This is a genomic window from Vibrio bathopelagicus (assembly GCF_014879975.1).
Lineage (GTDB): Bacteria > Pseudomonadota > Gammaproteobacteria > Enterobacterales > Vibrionaceae > Vibrio > Vibrio bathopelagicus.
The window spans coordinates 1422662-1439615 of record NZ_CP062500.1; the positions used below are offsets into that span (position 1 = coordinate 1422662).

General features: G+C 44.3%; 16 protein-coding genes. 10 read left to right on the forward strand and 6 right to left on the reverse strand.

What is annotated here, in order from left to right; all coding sequences use genetic code 11:
• The first annotated feature begins 72 nt into the window (after positions 1-72).
• Positions 73-603: a 3'-5' exonuclease gene (locus tag IHV80_RS06365; RefSeq protein ID WP_192890462.1), complete on the forward strand. Its 531-nt coding sequence runs from the start codon at positions 73-75 to the stop codon at positions 601-603.
• A gap of 215 nt (positions 604-818) precedes the next feature.
• Here IHV80_RS06365 and IHV80_RS06370 read toward each other — a convergent pair whose 3' ends face one another.
• Positions 819-1349 carry a cytochrome b gene (locus IHV80_RS06370; RefSeq protein WP_192890463.1) on the reverse strand — a complete coding sequence of 177 codons (531 nt, stop codon included), beginning with the start codon at positions 1347-1349 and terminating at the stop codon, positions 819-821.
• 206 nt (positions 1350-1555) lie between these two features.
• On the opposite strand from IHV80_RS06370, the gene IHV80_RS06375 reads away from it, so the two are divergent.
• From IHV80_RS06375 to IHV80_RS06390, 4 genes are all read left to right on the forward strand, one after another.
• Positions 1556-1912 carry an antibiotic biosynthesis monooxygenase family protein gene (locus IHV80_RS06375; RefSeq protein ID WP_192890723.1) on the forward strand — a complete coding sequence of 119 codons (357 nt, stop codon included), beginning with the start codon at positions 1556-1558 and terminating at the stop codon, positions 1910-1912.
• Positions 1913-1928: 16 nt separating this feature from the next.
• Entirely contained in the window at positions 1929-2609 is a 681-nt protein-coding gene (locus tag IHV80_RS06380) for a hypothetical protein (RefSeq protein ID WP_192890464.1), read from the forward strand.
• A 65-nt stretch (positions 2610-2674) separates the two neighbouring features.
• On the forward strand, positions 2675-3544 hold the full coding sequence (locus IHV80_RS06385; RefSeq protein ID WP_192890465.1) for a winged helix-turn-helix domain-containing protein: 870 nt from the start codon (positions 2675-2677) through the stop codon (positions 3542-3544).
• Positions 3534-3971, forward strand: coding sequence for a hypothetical protein (locus IHV80_RS06390; RefSeq protein WP_192890466.1), 438 nt, complete (start codon positions 3534-3536; stop codon positions 3969-3971). Before IHV80_RS06385 ends, IHV80_RS06390 begins: the two co-directional genes overlap by 11 nt.
• Positions 3972-4076: 105 nt before the next feature.
• Here IHV80_RS06390 and IHV80_RS06395 read toward each other — a convergent pair whose 3' ends face one another.
• From IHV80_RS06395 to IHV80_RS06405, 3 genes are all read right to left on the reverse strand, one after another.
• Positions 4077-4526 (reverse strand): tellurite resistance TerB family protein, encoded by a 450-nt coding sequence (locus IHV80_RS06395; protein WP_192890467.1) that lies wholly within the window; start codon positions 4524-4526, stop codon positions 4077-4079.
• Positions 4527-4905: 379 nt separating this feature from the next.
• On the reverse strand, positions 4906-6885 hold the full coding sequence (locus IHV80_RS06400; RefSeq protein ID WP_192890468.1) for an alkaline phosphatase D family protein: 1980 nt from the start codon (positions 6883-6885) through the stop codon (positions 4906-4908).
• Between the two features lie 8 nt (positions 6886-6893).
• Positions 6894-7421 (reverse strand): VC1380 family protein, encoded by a 528-nt coding sequence (locus IHV80_RS06405; RefSeq protein ID WP_192890469.1) that lies wholly within the window; start codon positions 7419-7421, stop codon positions 6894-6896.
• A gap of 81 nt (positions 7422-7502) precedes the next feature.
• Here IHV80_RS06405 and IHV80_RS06410 point away from each other — a divergent pair, with 81 nt between their 5' ends.
• The 3 genes from IHV80_RS06410 (at position 7503) to IHV80_RS06420 (ending at position 13753) form a co-directional block, all read left to right on the forward strand.
• Positions 7503-8819 (forward strand): MipA/OmpV family protein, encoded by a 1317-nt coding sequence (locus IHV80_RS06410; RefSeq protein WP_192890470.1) that lies wholly within the window; start codon positions 7503-7505, stop codon positions 8817-8819.
• Positions 8820-9045: 226 nt separating this feature from the next.
• A complete protein-coding gene (gene hrpA, locus IHV80_RS06415) occupies positions 9046-13116 on the forward strand; it encodes an ATP-dependent RNA helicase HrpA (protein ID WP_192890471.1) in 4071 nt (1356 codons plus the stop codon).
• Between the two features lie 142 nt (positions 13117-13258).
• Complete coding sequence (locus IHV80_RS06420) at positions 13259-13753, forward strand: outer membrane beta-barrel protein (RefSeq protein ID WP_192890472.1); 495 nt, start codon at positions 13259-13261, stop codon at positions 13751-13753.
• A gap of 143 nt (positions 13754-13896) precedes the next feature.
• On the opposite strand, the gene IHV80_RS06425 is transcribed toward IHV80_RS06420, so the two are convergent.
• Both IHV80_RS06425 and IHV80_RS06430 read right to left on the reverse strand, forming a co-directional pair.
• Positions 13897-14691, reverse strand: a complete 795-nt coding sequence (locus IHV80_RS06425) for a hypothetical protein (RefSeq protein ID WP_192890473.1) — start codon at positions 14689-14691, stop codon at positions 13897-13899.
• The gene (locus tag IHV80_RS06430) at positions 14612-15397 is read right to left on the reverse strand and encodes a hypothetical protein (RefSeq protein ID WP_192890474.1); all 786 of its coding nucleotides are present in this window, start codon (positions 15395-15397) and stop codon (positions 14612-14614) included. Before IHV80_RS06430 ends, IHV80_RS06425 begins: the two co-directional genes overlap by 80 nt.
• Positions 15398-15699: 302 nt before the next feature.
• Between IHV80_RS06430 and IHV80_RS06435 the strand changes: the two genes are divergently transcribed.
• Positions 15700-16320: a hypothetical protein gene (locus tag IHV80_RS06435; RefSeq protein ID WP_192890475.1), complete on the forward strand. Its 621-nt coding sequence runs from the start codon at positions 15700-15702 to the stop codon at positions 16318-16320.
• Positions 16321-16346: 26 nt separating this feature from the next.
• A complete protein-coding gene (locus tag IHV80_RS06440; protein WP_192890476.1) occupies positions 16347-16880 on the forward strand; it encodes a hypothetical protein in 534 nt (177 codons plus the stop codon).
• Positions 16881-16954 lie beyond the last annotated feature (74 nt).

A 16954-nucleotide genomic window follows, 5' to 3' on the forward strand; every position in this document is an offset into this window, starting at 1 on the left:
AACTAGGGTCGAGTTCTTTATTGGGCTCATGTACAATTTCACCAAATTTTTGACGAGAGAATTAGGCGACGTATGAATCACAATCGAGTGGTGTGTTTCGATTTGGAAATGTGCTGTTGGAGCGAAGACGGTGTAGGAACTACTGGGGAGATCATTGAAGTGGGTCTTGCTGAGATCGATCTTGTATCTGGAACCATCGTGAAGCGCGCGCAATATTACGTTAAGCCCGAAAAAGACGAAGTCTCTCTGTTTTGTGCAGAGCTAACAGGCATTACACCTCGCAAGATAGAAAAGCAGGGGCGTCCTTTAGAGTCAGTAATTAAATCGATGATTAAGAATTTCGGTGGCCCAAAGAAAATCTATGCAGCTTGGGGGCGTGATGACCTTATCTTACACAAAGAATGTATAGAGAAAGGCATCGAACCGCCGTTTAGCGAGTTCTTGAACATCGCCACACTTTATCGCGTTCAAAACCGCCTTAAAGAAAAACGCATCGGACATCGCGCCGCTCAAGAAGCCAAGAACATTGAGTGGGAAGGTCGTCAGCACTCCGGTTATGTCGATGCTTATAACCTCGCAAAACTGACACTGACGATGCTTTAGTCTTTAAAAGCGCTCGATCTCTGAAAAGAACAATAGACAGCAAAAAGCCACCTTCTGAGTTTTTATATGATCTGAGTCTCTATATGAAAAACTAGGTGGCTTTTTTGTTATTCAAGGAAAGGTGACCAGTAAACCAAACTTTTGATTCTAGTTATTCAATCTAATTTGTTATTCAGCCTATTTCCTTATTTAATCTAGTGCCTTATTCAACCTAACTATTTACCAAGCATATTTTTTAATTTGTCACCCTTATCGAAAAAGTGATGCTTCATCGCGCCTAAAACATGTAATGTTACCAACGACATGAACACCTTAATTGCAGTCGCATGAATAAAAAACAATAGGCTAACCATTTCTCTTTTTGTTGCCCCTTCACTAAATACCCATGAGTAAACACTGAATATCGGTGTATCAATCAATGCGATACTTAAACCTGATACTGCAATAAAGGTCAGTGTTACCGCTTGAATAAGTTGAACTATTCTAGGGATGGTAAATCGGCGTTCACCTCTTTTCGGTTTAGCGATCATTCTTGCAATCAGTATGTTTATCAGTACTAAAACAACGGATCCAAAAATCTGATGTATTAATATTGTTGGGTATTTATCTGGGAAGGGCAGCAATCGGCTTGATATAAACCCAAGTGTTAAGGTCATCATAACAGCACACAGCATTACCCAATGCAGTGAATCGACTTTGTTATTTCCGTTGCTGTCTATTCTATTTGTTACTATTTCTTGGTTCATCCGACATTCCGTTATTAGTGTTAATCGATTTATTATATTTATCTGGCATCTGTTATGAATATGTTTACCCGAAGTTTAATATTAATAATAAAGTAACGCTTTAATTAATATTAAATCGTTCGTGTTGCTCTTGATGGCGGTTTTATCTCTGTTAGCGTGGTCGAATCTAATCCACGGAGAGCGGCATGAAGAACATGAAAAGCGAGATGAAGAGTTTGATTAAACGAGCTATTACCTTGAGTTTGTTGAGTGTGAGTCCATTAGTCTTTGCACAGCCTGTAGTACTGATTAACACCTTCTCAGTTGAGGCAAGTAAAGACGCCGAAACGTTAGCGTATTGGGAAAACGCTAGGGATGTACTTATAGAGCAACCGGGATACATCTCAACCACGCTGCATCGTTCGATTAGTGCTGATGCAACCTACCGATACGTGAATGTCGCTAATTGGGAGAGCCAAAAGCACTTCTTAAATGCGATCTCTGTGATGAGAAAAGAGCTACCTGCACTCGATATTGAGGGTGTGACTGCCGATCCTAATCTTTACGAAGTTATCCGCCATTAATTGAGAGTTTGTTCAAATGAAATATGTACCACGATTGTTTTTAGTTCTTTTTAGCTTTTTGTTCTCTGTCAGCAGTTATTCTGCGGCTTATGGCGTTTCCGTTGCGTGGAAAACGCAAGATGCTCAAGCGGTATTTGATGCGATGCCTAATCAAAAAAAGGCGTTCGCTAACCTGATTGATGCAGGACTAATTTACGATATGTTTGTTTCTGAAAGCTTCATTGGCGATCAAGCATTTCCAATCATTAAATTTGTGATGGAAGCAGACAGTGAAGAAGAAGTAAGACGCGTTATTGGTAATCTTCCTCTTCAATTTAAAGAGTTAGCAGAAATAACAGAAGTTAGAGACATTGGAAGTAAGTGGTTAGATACTGAAGTTGCGTTTAAAAATTATGCTATTGAGTTATCTTGGAAAGAGCCGGAAGACCAATTAATTGCAGATAAAATAATCAGTGTTGATTTGCAAAAAGTGGTGGACTGGAGTGCTCAAGGGGTTATTACATCGGCTTATTTAAAAAACCAAGCAATTGCAGAAGCTCAAGCTAATCAGATGGCGATGATCAGACCTATTTATTCTATAGCAGTATTAGCACGAGATGAGCAACATGCACTTGAAATTGCTAATGAACTTAATGCCGTTAAATTAGGATTTGCTAGTGTAAACATTAGTGAGCTAGGTTTTAAACTCGCGTTATGATTTTGAAATAAAATAAATTTCCATGTTATTCTAAGGTGAGTCTATTAACACGTTTAACTCACCTTATGAATAATAATAAAATACAAGAATATAACTTGGTTATTGAACTTGAAGATCGACAATTGCTTAACCTGTCTTTAAATAAGCATGTGACTTTATCCCCATCAGAATGTTTAATTTTAAATTACTTGATGGATAATTGCTCACAAACCATAGGGCGAGAGTTCCTCTTAACGCATTGTTGGCCGGGTAGAGTAGTAACAAGCAGCTCTCTTAACGTCGCGATTAAAAACGTTCGTACCGCGCTTAAAGAAGTCGGTTCTGACTGCAAGGTTATCACTGTCCAAAAAGAGGGATATTGCTTTGTCTCACCAGATAAAGGTGGGGCTGGAGTTGCTGAACTTATCAACAGCCCTAGCGAGAACGGCCCAGAGAGACTAGAAAATAACGGCACTCCCCAAGCCGTGAAAGCTCCTAGCGAAGTTTCCGATGTTATTGAGATGCCTTTTTCTAAACGCCAATCATTGCTTAATTTCGTTCATAGCAAAGACAAACTTGATTTTGTGCCGTTAGCAGCTGGTATGGCGGCGAGCGCGTTGTTGGTTGTGGTGCTGTTTTGCCTTGGCTTTTTTATGGAGAAAACGTCTATTAATGGCATCGATGTGTACCACGATAGTGTCAACTTGGATTCGATGCTGGTGGAAGACTTAACATCGATTGCTGAACCTGGAGTCGAAGCAATATACCTGCATCGTATGGGTGTTGATTGCGGCGCCATACAGGTGGTGATATTGAACCAAAGCGGCTGGAAAGACATCAGTTCAAGCTTTAAATTGACGCACTGCAATGATACGCAAGTTGGGCTTTATGAGATCAAACCAATTAATAGGCTGGGAATAAACCAAGCAACAGAAGGAACGGTCGATGAAGCGTAAGTTTTGGTTACCTATCGTGGTTACCTTGTCCGCTATTTTTCTGTTTGGTGTCATTTCCGGTGTGATGACCCGAGGGGCTTATCAGTTTGAGGGTATCTATGAAAACGTCGGTTACGAAGTGCTGACGCTGGATCTGAAGAATGGCCGTTCAAAGATGCGTTATGTTGGTTATGATATTGACGGCCAAGTCGTGCAAACGAAGCAGCTTTTTGGTGTCTTCTTGCGCTGGGGCAATCACTACTATTTCTATCAGATTGAACAAGACCAAGCTCATAGGCAGCAGACCTTTAATGTGAAGAATCTTTTTATTCAGCATCACAACAACAGACGCAGTGTGATGGTTTCGGATCAGCGAGGTGCTTACGTGACCAAAGATGGGAAAATTCTGGAACTGAAAGGGATTCTTTATGGGCGAGCACTTCGTTAACTTGTACCTGTTTTTAAATTCGCTCAGTTAAAGCAAATTAATTCAGTCTTGTCTGACATAAAAGCGACGGCCCATTGAGCTGTCGCTTTTTAGTTTGTTCAGAATCTAATCTTCACCTAGAACACTCAATTTACTTTTGATGAAATCTTTGTGGTCAACGTAAAGTAGTTCAGCCGTTTTGCGGATCACTGAATCTTCAAGTGGATCAATCTCTCCATCGGCATGCGCGACTTCCCACATAGCTTTAATCAGGTCTATGCGAACCGACTGCGAAAGCTCTCGCAGTTGGGAAGTGAAGTCGTACAGAGAAACAGATTGTTCAACTTGAGGCTCAGCTTGTGCCAATAAGGCTTTAGATTCTTCTTCGGTTATATTCAACAAACGTTGCAGCAAGTGAAGTTTGGCTTCTTGCTCTGATTCGTTGATCGCGTGGTCTGCACCGGCAACTTCGCATAACAAGCTGGCGATAGCTAAGTTAGGTGAGGTGGTAGGTGTTTTACCTAAATCTGAGCCTTCAACTAATTGTTTAAATAACGAGGTAAGTGAGTTAAACATAAGAGCATTCCAGTTATGGTGAATATTATTACTATTGGGCCTACAGAGTGTGATCGCAAGCGTCTTTACTTAAAACTGACATTACGAAGAGGTCAGCAATAAGGAACACTTAGTTAGGGCGTGTTGACCTTTTGCGGTTAAATTTTGTTCGATATAAAAGCGTTTTAATCGCGGCGAGGGGGAAGTAGCCTAGTCATTCTAAGCAAATCTCCCTCAACAAAGAGTAAAGCGCTTTTAGTCGAACCCTTCGGGCAGCGTTTGCTGGTCATTTCTACTACGTTATCGGCTTCTCATGTAGGCTAGCTACACATCGAAGCCTCTGCCTTGTATAAATCCCCAGCAATTCGCTGCAAAAGTCAGCTCGAAAGATTAACACGCCCTAGTACGGCTCAGGAAAACGCGTGACTTTTCCATCACCACTTAACGTCGTAATCGCTTGTGGTTTCCCGTCGTTATCTAACCTGAGTTCACCAATTGCACTGCGGTTTGAAAGGCGATAAAAGGTCTGATTGTCAGGGCTACGCTTTTCGATTTTTAGGCGCTTTCGCTTGGTGAAATAGTTAAGAACTGAACGCGGGCTATACAATAATCGGTCACACACATCGCAGAATTTAAGCAATGGAGCAGGGAACTGATTCTTGATGCCACTGCAGGTGATTTGGTAGATGTTAGGACTGTTTCGGCGATACCTCAGCTTGATGTCGTAGGCAAACGAGTAGTGAACATCACCGGAAAGCACCACGAAGTTGGTGGGCGTTTTGGTGTGGGTAAATATACTGATGAGCGTGTTAGCACTGCCAGGGTGTGCCATCCAGTTTTCAGCATCAATCATCAATGGCTTACCTATTGTAGTCGCCATCTTTTGCAGTGTTTCAATGAACTTAACACCGAACATTGGTGCAGCAGAAATAATCACCACCTTGTCTTGATTAATCAACTGATGCTGAAATTCCGTCAGCGCTTCCCAGTCCATCAAACCCGATGGCTTGTTCATTCGTGATTCAGAGCGCCAACGGCGCGTCCGAGTATCCAACACAATTACTTTTGGTGACGTATTGATGGTGTAATGCCACTCTTCAAAGCGATCGATCATCTCTAAGTATTGCTGGTGCTTTTGGGGGGCTATATTCTTACTGAGATCACCGTGGTTTTCGGTACCGCTAACCACCGAAGAGAAAAGCTGTTTGGTTTGTTCTATGAATTCATTGCTGAACTTCTCTGGCGCATTACCCCAGCCTTGGCACATCCAATAAGCTGCAAGGCCGTTACCAATCACTTGAGTCGCAAAGCGATTTTGATCGACGGCATGTTCCCAACCCACAGTAAGGTTCCAATCATCGGTGACGTCATGGTCATCGAAGATCATATAAGTCGGAATATGAGCGAACAGTCGCTGTACCTGTGGCAAGCCTGCGACGAAGTCATCAATGATAACGCTTTCGTCACGCCACTGTTGTTGCTCGGCAGGTGTTAATTGACGATCGGCCTGCTTGAAATCATTTTCGATTAATCGCTCACGGTTGATGCATTGCCACAAGGTCGGGGACCAAACCAGCAGGTACATCGCGATGAATTCAGATAATGTGACCAAGTGGTTCTCACAATCGGTCGAGCTAAAGATAGGAATCCCGCGTTTAGGGAATAACTTATCGAGCAGCGAATCTGACGTGTTGTGGTGTGGCAGTAGGTGATGGCGTTGGTAGAGGTGATATTCACTCTCAAACAAGGCATCACTACTGTTGATTTGGCTAACCTGCGAATCGATTGGTAAATGCTCTCCAACCAGACCAAGCAATTGAATCACTTGCTGAATAGCATCCAATGTTGGACCTGCAACGTGATCAGCGTAGATCTGATCGCCGCTCATCATCAGCATATCTGGTCGTTCAAGTACCGCTTGATTTGATATTTTGTTGTCTGCTGCGACTAGGCTGTCTTTGCTTGGGTGATGAGGGTTACGACAAGAACCATGCAAGATGTAGTCGGCAGTGGTTGAGATCTTAAATTCGATTCGAGAACTGTCGTTGTTGGTTCGCTTGCCCTCGTACACTAAATGCGGTGCCAGTTCAGTTAGTGAACCTTGATTGGTCTCTATTTGATATTCCAACGGAACATTGGTGGGAAACTCACCTTGTAAATGAATCAAGGTGACCCAAGCGTGTGTGCCGACTTGAATCGACTCTTGTTCATCGAGTGATGACAAATAAAAAGGCGTCTCTTGCTCTGCATTGAATAGTTGAGTTGTGCCCGAAAGTTGGGTGCTGGTGACTACCCAGAGTACCACCTCAGTTGCGGTGGTTTTTCTTAAAATTGGGCCAGCAAGCAATAAGGGAAGAGGTGATGTCGTCGAGCGTTTCAATGCGGTTCCTAAATCGTTGGAGGTGAGTCGTTAAGTTGTTTCGTTTCAAGAGCAGAGGCTTCGAGTTCTGGTGTTTGAGGCTCGTTAGTTTCGCAAGCAGATGTTTCTGGTACGATCATATCAGACTCAGCCATTTCAGCTTCTGTTGTCTCAAGAACTTCGATAACTTCTGAGCTAGAAAGTTCATGACCCATTAGAAATATTGCTAATAGGGCATCGGCTTTAGTCTTGGTATCGGAAGGCTCGTCTAACAATTGTTCAAGCTTTTCTCGAATCATAGCAATTTCGTGCTCAACAAAGCCACGGCCTTCGTCGTCCCCTTGGTTTTCTTCAGGGGCGTTATCGAACTCCATAAACAGCAGCTCACCGTCCAACTTTGTGTTGACCAGTCGCTCTGGTAACCATTCTTCACCCATAACGATATCTGGGTCGGAATCATTGGGTAAGTGGTCTATAATGTTTTGTAATTCTGAGACTTTCACAATACTTTCATTTAACCGAGAATATTCTACATTGTAACGGTCAATGTCGATCAAACCTAAAATTAGTTGGCTGGCATGGCCAATAAATGTCTATTCAGTAACACAATATTTATTACAAAGAGTAATTACACAAGAATGAAGCACAAATTTTCACCTAAGCTCATTTCGTATGGAGCGGTTTTATTAAGTAACGCTTTTTTAGGTAATAGCGTGGCGTCGGCTGCGGAAGAGCAAGAGTGGGGCATTGCCGCAATGTTCCGTACTGCGAGTATTCCTTACGACACGTCTGGTGGTGACCAATCGGTTAACTCGTTTGTACCGATGTTGTTTTTTAAAAATGATTATGTGTTCATTGATGGCACTGAAATGGGCGTATACCTGTATCAAGCCGATGATGAAAAGTGGTCACTAAACGCTATATCTCGTATGCGTTTTATTGATATCCCAGCTTCAGAGCAAAACGCCATTGAAGGTGATACCGCCGATTTCGGTGCTCAATTTACTTATCAACTTGATGAGCAATGGGCCGTCGAAACGGAAATCATGAGTGACAGTGAATACAACTTTCACGGTAACCTGCGAGCAAAAGCCAAGTATGAAACCGGTGATTGGGAGTTTTCTCCAAGTGCCACGTTGCGATACAAAAGTGCCGACTTCAACAGTGAATATTATTCCGCAGCGGGCGAAACCATTGGCGCCGGGGTTGACCTTAATGTCGGTGTAGAAGCGCGTTATCACGTGTTTTCGAACCTTTACCTATTGGGCTCAACCAGTGTGACTCGATTGGATGACAACGCTTACGATTCGTCTATTGTTGAAGACCGCTATCAAGGTGAATTGTACCTTGGCTTTGGTTTCTTTAACGACAAAGAGAAAGCGCCGAAACCTAAGCTGAGCAATGCGCCGTATTTACGTGTCGCACACGGCTGGGCAACGCCATCCAATATTGGCGACATCATGAAGTTCAACGCCGAGAAAGACGAATACAACAACCAGCTTACCTCATTCTTCTATGGCCACCCGTTAACGGATGAAGTATTCGGCTTCCCATTGGACATTTACCTAACGCCGGGTATCGCGCACCACTGGAGTTCAGATGTTCAGTCCAGCAGTACCGAATACATCATTGCAATCAAAGCCTACTATACGTTTAACTGGCCAACAGAGTGGCGATTTGGTGTTGCAGAAGGTATGTCTTACATCGATTCGATTACCTATATCGAAGGATCTGAGATGGACCGTAAAGGGTATACCGCGAGCCATCTATTGAACTACCTGGATTTCTCATTGGATCTGAATGTGGGTGATTTAATCGGTAAGAACGATTTGAATAACTTGTGGTTCGGCTACTCGTTGCATCATCGTTCTGCGATCTTTGAAAACGCCTCTCAGTTTGGTCGTATCAAAGGCGGCAGTAACTACAACACCGTTTACTTCCAGTACGAGTTCTAAGCGCAGCGTTTAACTGTGGTTGTCATACATACGGTTTTCAACGGTAGCTTTTAGCCGTAGTTTACCAAGCATGACTTGCATTTGACCTGGCTTTCATAGCCCCTGTTAGCGTTAGTGTAATTAATCAGCCTGATAGCAAAAGGTTTTCCCTTTGTTGTCAGGCTTTTTTGTTTGAGACTTGTGGTACAATCGCGCGAGTTTAATAAGTACAAGAATAGGACACGCTTTGACTTCGTCTCCGGAAAAAGCAGACAACAACAAGAATGCAGCACAGCCAAGTTCTCCACAGAACGAAGCGAAATCGAATAAGCCTGCATCGAACCGACCTGCTAAACAACCAAAAGCTAAATCTGCCGATCATTCAGCAGCAGCCAATACAAAAGCATCTCAAAATAGCCCAGCCTCTCTTCGTAAAGCGCTCAACGAATGTATGATGCGCGATCGCTTCCGTCTGAGTAAGCGAATTGCTGGTGCGAGTAGAATTAAAAACGAACAATCCAAGAACGTTGTCTTCGATGAGATTGCGTTAGACATTGCCAAGTCAATGATGACGGCAAATCAGCGTGCCTCGCACAAACCAACCATCGAATACCCAGAAATTCTCCCTGTTAGCCAAAAGCGCGATGATATTGCGAAAGCCATTTCTGAAAACCAAGTGGTTATCGTGGCGGGTGAAACGGGCTCGGGTAAAACCACTCAGTTACCAAAGATTTGTTCTGAGCTTGGCCGTGGCCGCTTTGGCTTAATTGGTCACACTCAGCCTCGTCGTCTTGCGGCTCGTTCGGTTGCAAACCGCATCGCGGAAGAGATGGAAACACAGCTGGGTGATTTTGTTGGTTATAAGGTTCGTTTTAACGACCAAATTTCTGATAACACACAAATCAAACTGATGACCGACGGTATTCTACTGGCGGAAATTCAGCACGACCGTTTCTTAAGTCAATACGACACCATCATCATCGATGAAGCTCACGAACGTAGCCTGAACATCGACTTCATCATGGGTTACTTAAGAGAGCTTCTGCCAAAGCGTCCTGACCTTAAAGTTATCATTACATCGGCGACCATCGATCCTGAGCGTTTCTCGAAGCACTTTAACAATGCACCGATCATCGAAGTATCAGGTCGAACGTACCCTGTAGATACGCGTTACCGTCCATTAGGTGGTGATGAAAGTGATTCAGATCGTGACCAAATCGAAGGGATTTTTGAAGCGGTAGATGAGCTTTGTGATGAAGGGCAAGGCGATATCTTGATCTTCATGAACGGTGAGCGTGAAATTCGTGACACTGCCGATTCTTTAAGTAAACGTAACCTGCGTGATACTGAGATTGTTCCGCTGTACGCGCGTCTTTCTGCAGGCGAACAGAACCGCATCTTCCAGTCTCACACTGGTCGACGCATCGTTCTCGCGACCAACGTGGCAGAAACCTCATTAACCGTTCCGGGCATCAAGTATGTAATCGACCCAGGTACGGCGCGTATTAGCCGTTACAGCTACCGTACTAAAGTACAACGCCTACCGATTGAGCCAGTGTCTCAAGCGAGTGCGAACCAGCGTAAAGGTCGTTGTGGTCGTGTTGCGGAAGGTATCTGTATTCGTTTGTACTCTGAGGAAGATTTCGAATCACGCCCAGAGTTTACTGACCCTGAGATCCTTCGTACTAACCTAGCATCCGTTATCCTTCAGATGACAGCGCTGGGCCTAGGCGACATTCAAGCATTCCCATTTGTTGAAGCGCCCGATAAGCGCAACATTCAAGATGGTGTAAGGCTGCTTGAAGAGCTCGGTGCGATCGCGACAGCTGAACCGGCTGCGAACAAAAACAAGAATCAAGGCGACGATAAGAAGAAGCTAACAGCAATTGGTCGCAAGCTGGCTAAGCTGCCGATTGACCCACGTTTAGCGCGTATGGTGATTGAAGCGCCAAGTAACCGCTGTTTGCACGAAGTGATGGTGATTGCTTCTGCATTGTCGATTCAAGATCCGCGTGAGCGTCCATCAGACAAGCAACAATCGTCTGACGATAAGCACAAGCGCTTCTTCGACAAAGAGTCAGACTTCATCACGTTTGTGAACCTTTGGGATTACGTTAAGCAGCAACAAAAAGAGTTGTCGAGTAACCAGTTCCGCAAACAGTGTAAGCAAGATTACCTGAACTATTTACGTATCCGTGAATGGCAAGATGTGTACTTCCAAATTCACCAAGCGATGCGTGAATTGGATACCAAGCTGAATACAGAACCGGGCAGTTACGACGGCATTCACATGTCTCTGTTATCAGGTTTGCTTTCACACATCGGTATGAAAGACCAAGAGAAGAATGAGTATCAAGGTGCTCGTAACGCACGCTTCCATATCTTCCCTGCGTCTGGCTTATTTAAGAAACAACCAAAGTGGATCATGTCTGCTGAGCTGGTGGAAACCTCAAAACTTTGGGGTCGTGTTATCGCTAAGATTCAGCCTGAATGGATTGAACCACTAGCAAAACACCTGATTAAGCGCAGCTACAGCGAACCACATTGGTCGAAGAAGCAAGCGGCAGTAATGGCACACGAAAAAGTGATGCTTTACGGAATCCCAATCATCCCGAAACGTTTAGTGAACTACGGTGCGATTGATGCCACTGTCAGCCGTGAATTGTTCGTGCGCAGCGCTTTGGTTGAAGGTGAGTGGGAAACCAAACATGCCTTCTTCAAGCAGAACCGTAAGCTACTGCAAGAAGTAGAAGAGCTAGAACATAAATCGCGTCGTCGTGACATCTTGATCGATGATGATGAGCTGTTCGACTTCTATGACCAACGTGTTGGCGAAGAGGCTGTGTCAGGCCGTCACTTTGATACATGGTGGAAGAAGACCAGCCAGAAAACACCTGAACTGCTGAACTTCGAAAAGTCGATGCTGTTCCGCGGTGATGCAAGCCACGTTACTGATTTGGATTACCCGAACTTCTGGCACCAAAATGGTATCAAGCTAAAGCTGAGCTACCAATTTGAGCCGGGCGACGACAACGATGGTGTAACGGTACACATTCCGCTGCCTATCTTGAACCAAATCGACCAGAACGGTTTTGATTGGCAGATCCCAGGCTTGCGTCAGGAATTGGTGATTAGCCTAATTAAGTCGCTACCTAAAACGCTACGCCGTAACTTTGTGCCTGCGCCAAACTACGCCGATGCGTTCTTGGCTCGTGTGACACCACTTGAAGCACCGTTGTTGGATTCTCTTGAGAAAGAGCTGCGCCGCATGACAGGTGTGGAAGTGGTACGTGATGACTGGAAGTTAGACCAGATCCCAGAGCACTTAAAGGTAACATTCCGCGCTGTGGATCATCGCAAGCGTAAGCTGAAAGAACAGAAAGATCTGCATGAGCTAAAAGAAAGCCTGAAAGACAAGGTTCAAGAAACGCTTTCTAAGGTTGCTGACGATGATATCGAGCAGCAGAACCTGCATACGTGGAGCTTTGGTGAGTTACCAAAAGTTTACCAACAGAAGCGTGGCGGCTACGATGTTAAAGCCTTCCCAGCATTGGTGGATTCTAAAGACAGCGTAGAAATTAAACTGTTCGAAACCGAGCAAGAGCAGATCTCAGCAATGAAATCGGGCCAGCGTCGTTTAATCCTGCTGAACGTGCCATCGCCGATTAAATACTTGCACTCTAACTTGCCGAACAAATCGAAACTTGGCTTGTATTTCAACCCATATGGGCAGGTTCTCGATCTCATCGATGACTGTATCGCTTGTGGTATTGATAAGCTGATTGAAGAGAAGGGCGGTTTAGTTTGGGAACCAGAGCAGTTTGAAGCACTGAAAGAGCACGTACGTGCAGAGCTGGGTGACAGCGTGGTTGAGATTGCTCAACAGGTTGAAACCATTTTAACCACGGCATTCAGCATCAGTAAGAAGCTGAAAGGACGTGTCGACCTTTCAATGGCATTTGCGCTTTCAGACATCAAAGCTCAAGTAGAAGGTTTGATTTTTAAGGGGTTTGCCACAGAATGCGGGTGGAAACGTCTGCCGGATATTCTACGCTATATGAAAGCCATTGAGCGTCGTATGGAAAAACTGCCGATTGACCCGAACAAAGATCGTTTGCATATGATCAAAGTTGAGTCAGTAATGAACGATTACAAAGAGCTGCTGAATAAGATTCCAAAAGGGATCGCGGTTCCAGAAAATGTAAAAGAGGTGCGTTGGATGATAGAAGAGCTTCGTGTAAGCTTCTTCGCACAGCAGCTCGGTACGCCTTACCCAGTTTCAGATAAGCGTGTTAAAAACGCTATTGATGCTTGCTAAAGGAATAAAGCTAGACGCAATGGCAAGGTTTGGGTATAAATCTTGCTTATTGCATTACTAATTAAATAGTTACAACAAAAAGGGCGACTTGGTGGCAATTTATTACCACGCAAGGCCTGCCACTAGGACGAAAAGGTCGAATATGAAAAAAACGTTATTGGCACTAGCACTGCTAGGTGCATCTTCAACAGCAATGGCTGATTCTTGGTTGTACGGCGGTGTTATGGGTGGTCAAAACTCATTAGGCAACGAAGAAGAAACAGCGATGGGCATCCACGTGGGTACAGGTATCCTTCCACTAATCGGTATTGAAGCGGGTTACTGGGATCTAGGTTCTTTCGACAGCGTTAAGTACGGCAGCCGTGACCTTACAAACCTAGATGCAAGCACAGCTTACCTAGCGATCAAACCAAGCATCGATTTTGGCCCTCTTCACGTATACGCGAAGGCTGGTATTCACTCTTACGATCTTAAATCTGACGGCTTCAAGCAATCAGGTGAGGACGTAATGTACGGTGTAGGCGCAGAATACTTCATCTTTGGTCCACTATCTGTAGGCGCTAGCTACCAAAACTTCAAAATGAAAGATGACGACTCTGGCGTATTCACGCTAAACGCAACTATCCACCTACTGTAATTAATCAGTAAGGCGATCGTAAATAACGGTCGTATAGTCGTTAAAGAGTTCGTAAGAATTCAATAAAAAATGCCAGCTTGATAGCTGGCATTTTTGTATTTATTAACCGTGTAATCGCTACTCTGTTTTCTTATAGCAGATCGTTACTTTTTACTGTTCAGAATACGCTGGATTCTTGGGTTAATCGCTTTACCGTGTTGGCTTTCATACTCTTCGCGTTTCAAGTCGTTCAGGTTTTTCACTGAGTTAGCAGCAAGAAGGAACTGCGGCAACTCCGTTTCCAGCATGCCTTTCTCATCTAAACGCTTCGCTTCCAAGTAGTATTTCTTAAACAAGCCATCGAGCTTGTTTTCAGCCGTACGTTTCAAGTCGTACAGTTTGTTTTGGATTAACCACTTCTCAATCTTGTTCACAGCAGTACGCGACAACACACGAATGCGGCTATCAAGCAGCTCTTCTTCGGTCAGTGAATCTTTTAGGATCCAAAGCTCACCCATTTGCGGCGGCCAACTGTTGCCAAGTTGAATACGCTCATGGCAGTGCATTAGCACGCGGTTAAGGCCGTCTGAGTCGACAGAGTGGGCAAACTCAAGAAATTTACCACTTGGTTCACTACCGTATTGGTATTCCCACTGAGTTTCGTACACGCTCAGGAAAGAACCGAACACATGGATACACCAATCGGTCAGCTCTAATTCTGCTGGATCTTGATCAACAACAGGCACTTGCTGAGACGCACCAGAGCTAGCAGCGTTTGGTGCCGCTACTTTCACTTCGGTACTTTGCGCTTCAATCACTTCAGGTACTACGGGATCTTTAGGCAGAACTGTAGCGTCAGGAACAACAGGTGAAGCTGGCTCAGAAGGTTGGCTTTTTGCCTTTTTGAATGAGCTGCTGCCTGAAGCGTTCAGATGGGCTAAGCTTTTGTCGATACCCATTGCCTTGAGCTTGTCCTGCATTTCCTGAATATTGAGAGGTCTTCTGCTGTTGTTGTCTTTCATTTTGCTTCTCGTTAACTAACCAGTACTGCAACTTAGATTCGATGCGTGATATTGGCATTAGTTCATTGGCTTTGGCTTTATACCAGAGGACAAATTTCTTCCATATTAAACTATGGTCACCAGCAAGGCCGGAGAATTTAAACGCACGTTCCGCCCATGTTGGAATGATCTCTTCATCCAAATCATGAGTTGAAACGGTATTGCTGGTCATTGAGCCTCGGCTTTGTGGGCGAGGGGCATGCTGCATGTTTTGCATCGGTGCCGGAGCTGGCTGAAACTTAGGTGCAGGTGCAGGTGCAGGTGCAGGTGCAGGTGCCGTAGAGTAGACCGGAATACTATTGGTCGGTTGAGCCTCAACGCGAACCGCAGCTTGCTCTTGCTCAATGAGCATTTTGAAAACGTGAATCTCTTTCTGATCTCGATAATCTACTTTTACCTTATCGAGAAAACCTTGGTCGACTAAACACTTAAGGCAGTCGGCTAAACCAAACGTAGAGAGAGCACAAAGTTGACCTGCTGATTGTAGGCACACATTGGTATAGCCGAATTCGTCAGCACCGTCTGCAAGCATCAATAAAACCAGCTTTTCTGCTGGGCTTGAAGTCTTCACTTGCCAAGCTAAATAAGAATATTTGGCGCTCAATATCGTGTTCTCAAAAAAGGTAGGTCGTTGACTCTATTGTAAGTCACCGCTTACGGAATTTATAGCAACTTAACAGAAAACAACATTAGTGAGACAAATATTAACCATAAGGAGAGGTGTGACCCAGAAAGCAGGTGTAAGCCAACAATTTTTTAGTAGTAAGCAGCCACAGTTGCTATGTTGAAATGATTCTTATTGCTTAATGATTGCTAATAAATGGCAGATAAAGCAGATGCGACCATCAGCATTAAATGTTTAAGGGGTTGCTTAATCCTAGGAAGGACACGACAGAAGGAGACTGTATGCCAACCAGTGTGGAATTCACCATGATGCCGGAAAATGGTACCTCGTTTACCAAGACAGAATGGGAATTGAAGAAAGAAGAGATTAAAAAGCGCAAGCCAGAAGTTCTAAAGCACATCGATAAATCGACTCACATGTCTCAAGGCTTTCGTTTGGTCAACAACAAAGCGTATCAACAAGCCTTAGCTGAACTAAAAGCGAGCCTACAAGGACAATCCTTTCGCAACACCGAGCAAGGTAAAGTTGCACAGCTGATGTATTCGATTCTAACCGACGACAACGCCTTCAAAACTTACCTCAGCGAAGAGATGCAGGGTAACGTAGTGAGTTCAACCAATGGCACATCGAAGATCATGTCGAAGGGTGCGAGCTTTAAAGCCAAAAACCAACTCGCTAATGCTCACTTAAAGCGCAAACAGTTATTTATGATGTATCGCGACATCATTCAGGCACAAGAAGAACTGAAAGAGTTTTCCAAGCACGTAGTATCACTGTTCAAAGGCAAGCTCTCCGTGCCGCCGGGTGCTTATGGCGGCATTAAAAGCTTCAATGGCGCTCTGGATAAGATCACTAACCGAAACCCGTTAGATGATATTGGCGATCTCAAAGATTGTGCTTGACCATAGAGTTCGAAAGCGTGCGCGCCATGTCTGCGGCCAAGGTGTTTATCTCGCGCACTAAGGAGTTCAGAGATTTAGAACACTACCAGTCGGCACTAAAAGATCGCTATGGTCTCGGCTCTAAATTGTCGGGGCTAAGCAAGTTCAACAAAAAGGCTCAAGGCTCGGGTTACAAAGACATTAAATTCTTCTTGAAGATGAAGAATGGCATCATTGGTGAGCTACAGTTAAACATCTCTGGCATGTTGGTCGCTAAAGAAAAAGAACACGTGATTTACGATATTTTGCGTGATGCCAAGGAAGGTGCGAAAACGTTTACCATCGTGAATAAAGATGTGTTGGAAAAAGTGAAGCACCATATGAACGAAGGTTGGTTCCAGTTCATCGATACGCGTATTCCAAGCGTGAAACCACAACTAATGATAGTAAGGCAGATGTTGATCCGATTGAACGGGAGCACTGTGTCGTCATTAACCGTCAGTGAAACCGAGTCAGAAGCGTTGAAGACCATTAGTTTAGCTCTGTACGCCCAGGGTGAAAATGGAACAGCACTGCTTTAATGGGACTGGGTTAACTAAAACCTAACTTTCAGGATGAATAAACGCTAATTGTTTACCCTCAGTCTGCAATCTTC

Excerpts from the sequence above, each read along its gene's own strand:
- IHV80_RS06365 (WP_192890462.1), top strand. The coding sequence starts at position 73 with ATGAATCACAATCGAGTGGTGTGTTTCGATTTGGAAATGTGCTGTTGG.
- IHV80_RS06370 (WP_192890463.1), bottom strand. The coding sequence starts at position 1,349 with ATGAACCAAGAAATAGTAACAAATAGAATAGACAGCAACGGAAATAAC.
- IHV80_RS06375 (WP_192890723.1), top strand. The coding sequence starts at position 1,556 with ATGAAGAGTTTGATTAAACGAGCTATTACCTTGAGTTTGTTGAGTGTG.
- IHV80_RS06380 (WP_192890464.1), top strand. The coding sequence starts at position 1,929 with ATGAAATATGTACCACGATTGTTTTTAGTTCTTTTTAGCTTTTTGTTC.
- IHV80_RS06385 (WP_192890465.1), top strand. The coding sequence starts at position 2,675 with ATGAATAATAATAAAATACAAGAATATAACTTGGTTATTGAACTTGAA.
- IHV80_RS06390 (WP_192890466.1), top strand. The coding sequence starts at position 3,534 with ATGAAGCGTAAGTTTTGGTTACCTATCGTGGTTACCTTGTCCGCTATT.
- IHV80_RS06395 (WP_192890467.1), bottom strand. The coding sequence starts at position 4,526 with ATGTTTAACTCACTTACCTCGTTATTTAAACAATTAGTTGAAGGCTCA.
- IHV80_RS06410 (WP_192890470.1), top strand. The coding sequence starts at position 7,503 with ATGAAGCACAAATTTTCACCTAAGCTCATTTCGTATGGAGCGGTTTTA.
- IHV80_RS06420 (WP_192890472.1), top strand. The coding sequence starts at position 13,259 with ATGAAAAAAACGTTATTGGCACTAGCACTGCTAGGTGCATCTTCAACA.
- IHV80_RS06425 (WP_192890473.1), bottom strand. The coding sequence starts at position 14,691 with ATGGGTATCGACAAAAGCTTAGCCCATCTGAACGCTTCAGGCAGCAGC.
- IHV80_RS06435 (WP_192890475.1), top strand. The coding sequence starts at position 15,700 with ATGCCAACCAGTGTGGAATTCACCATGATGCCGGAAAATGGTACCTCG.
- IHV80_RS06440 (WP_192890476.1), top strand. The coding sequence starts at position 16,347 with ATGTCTGCGGCCAAGGTGTTTATCTCGCGCACTAAGGAGTTCAGAGAT.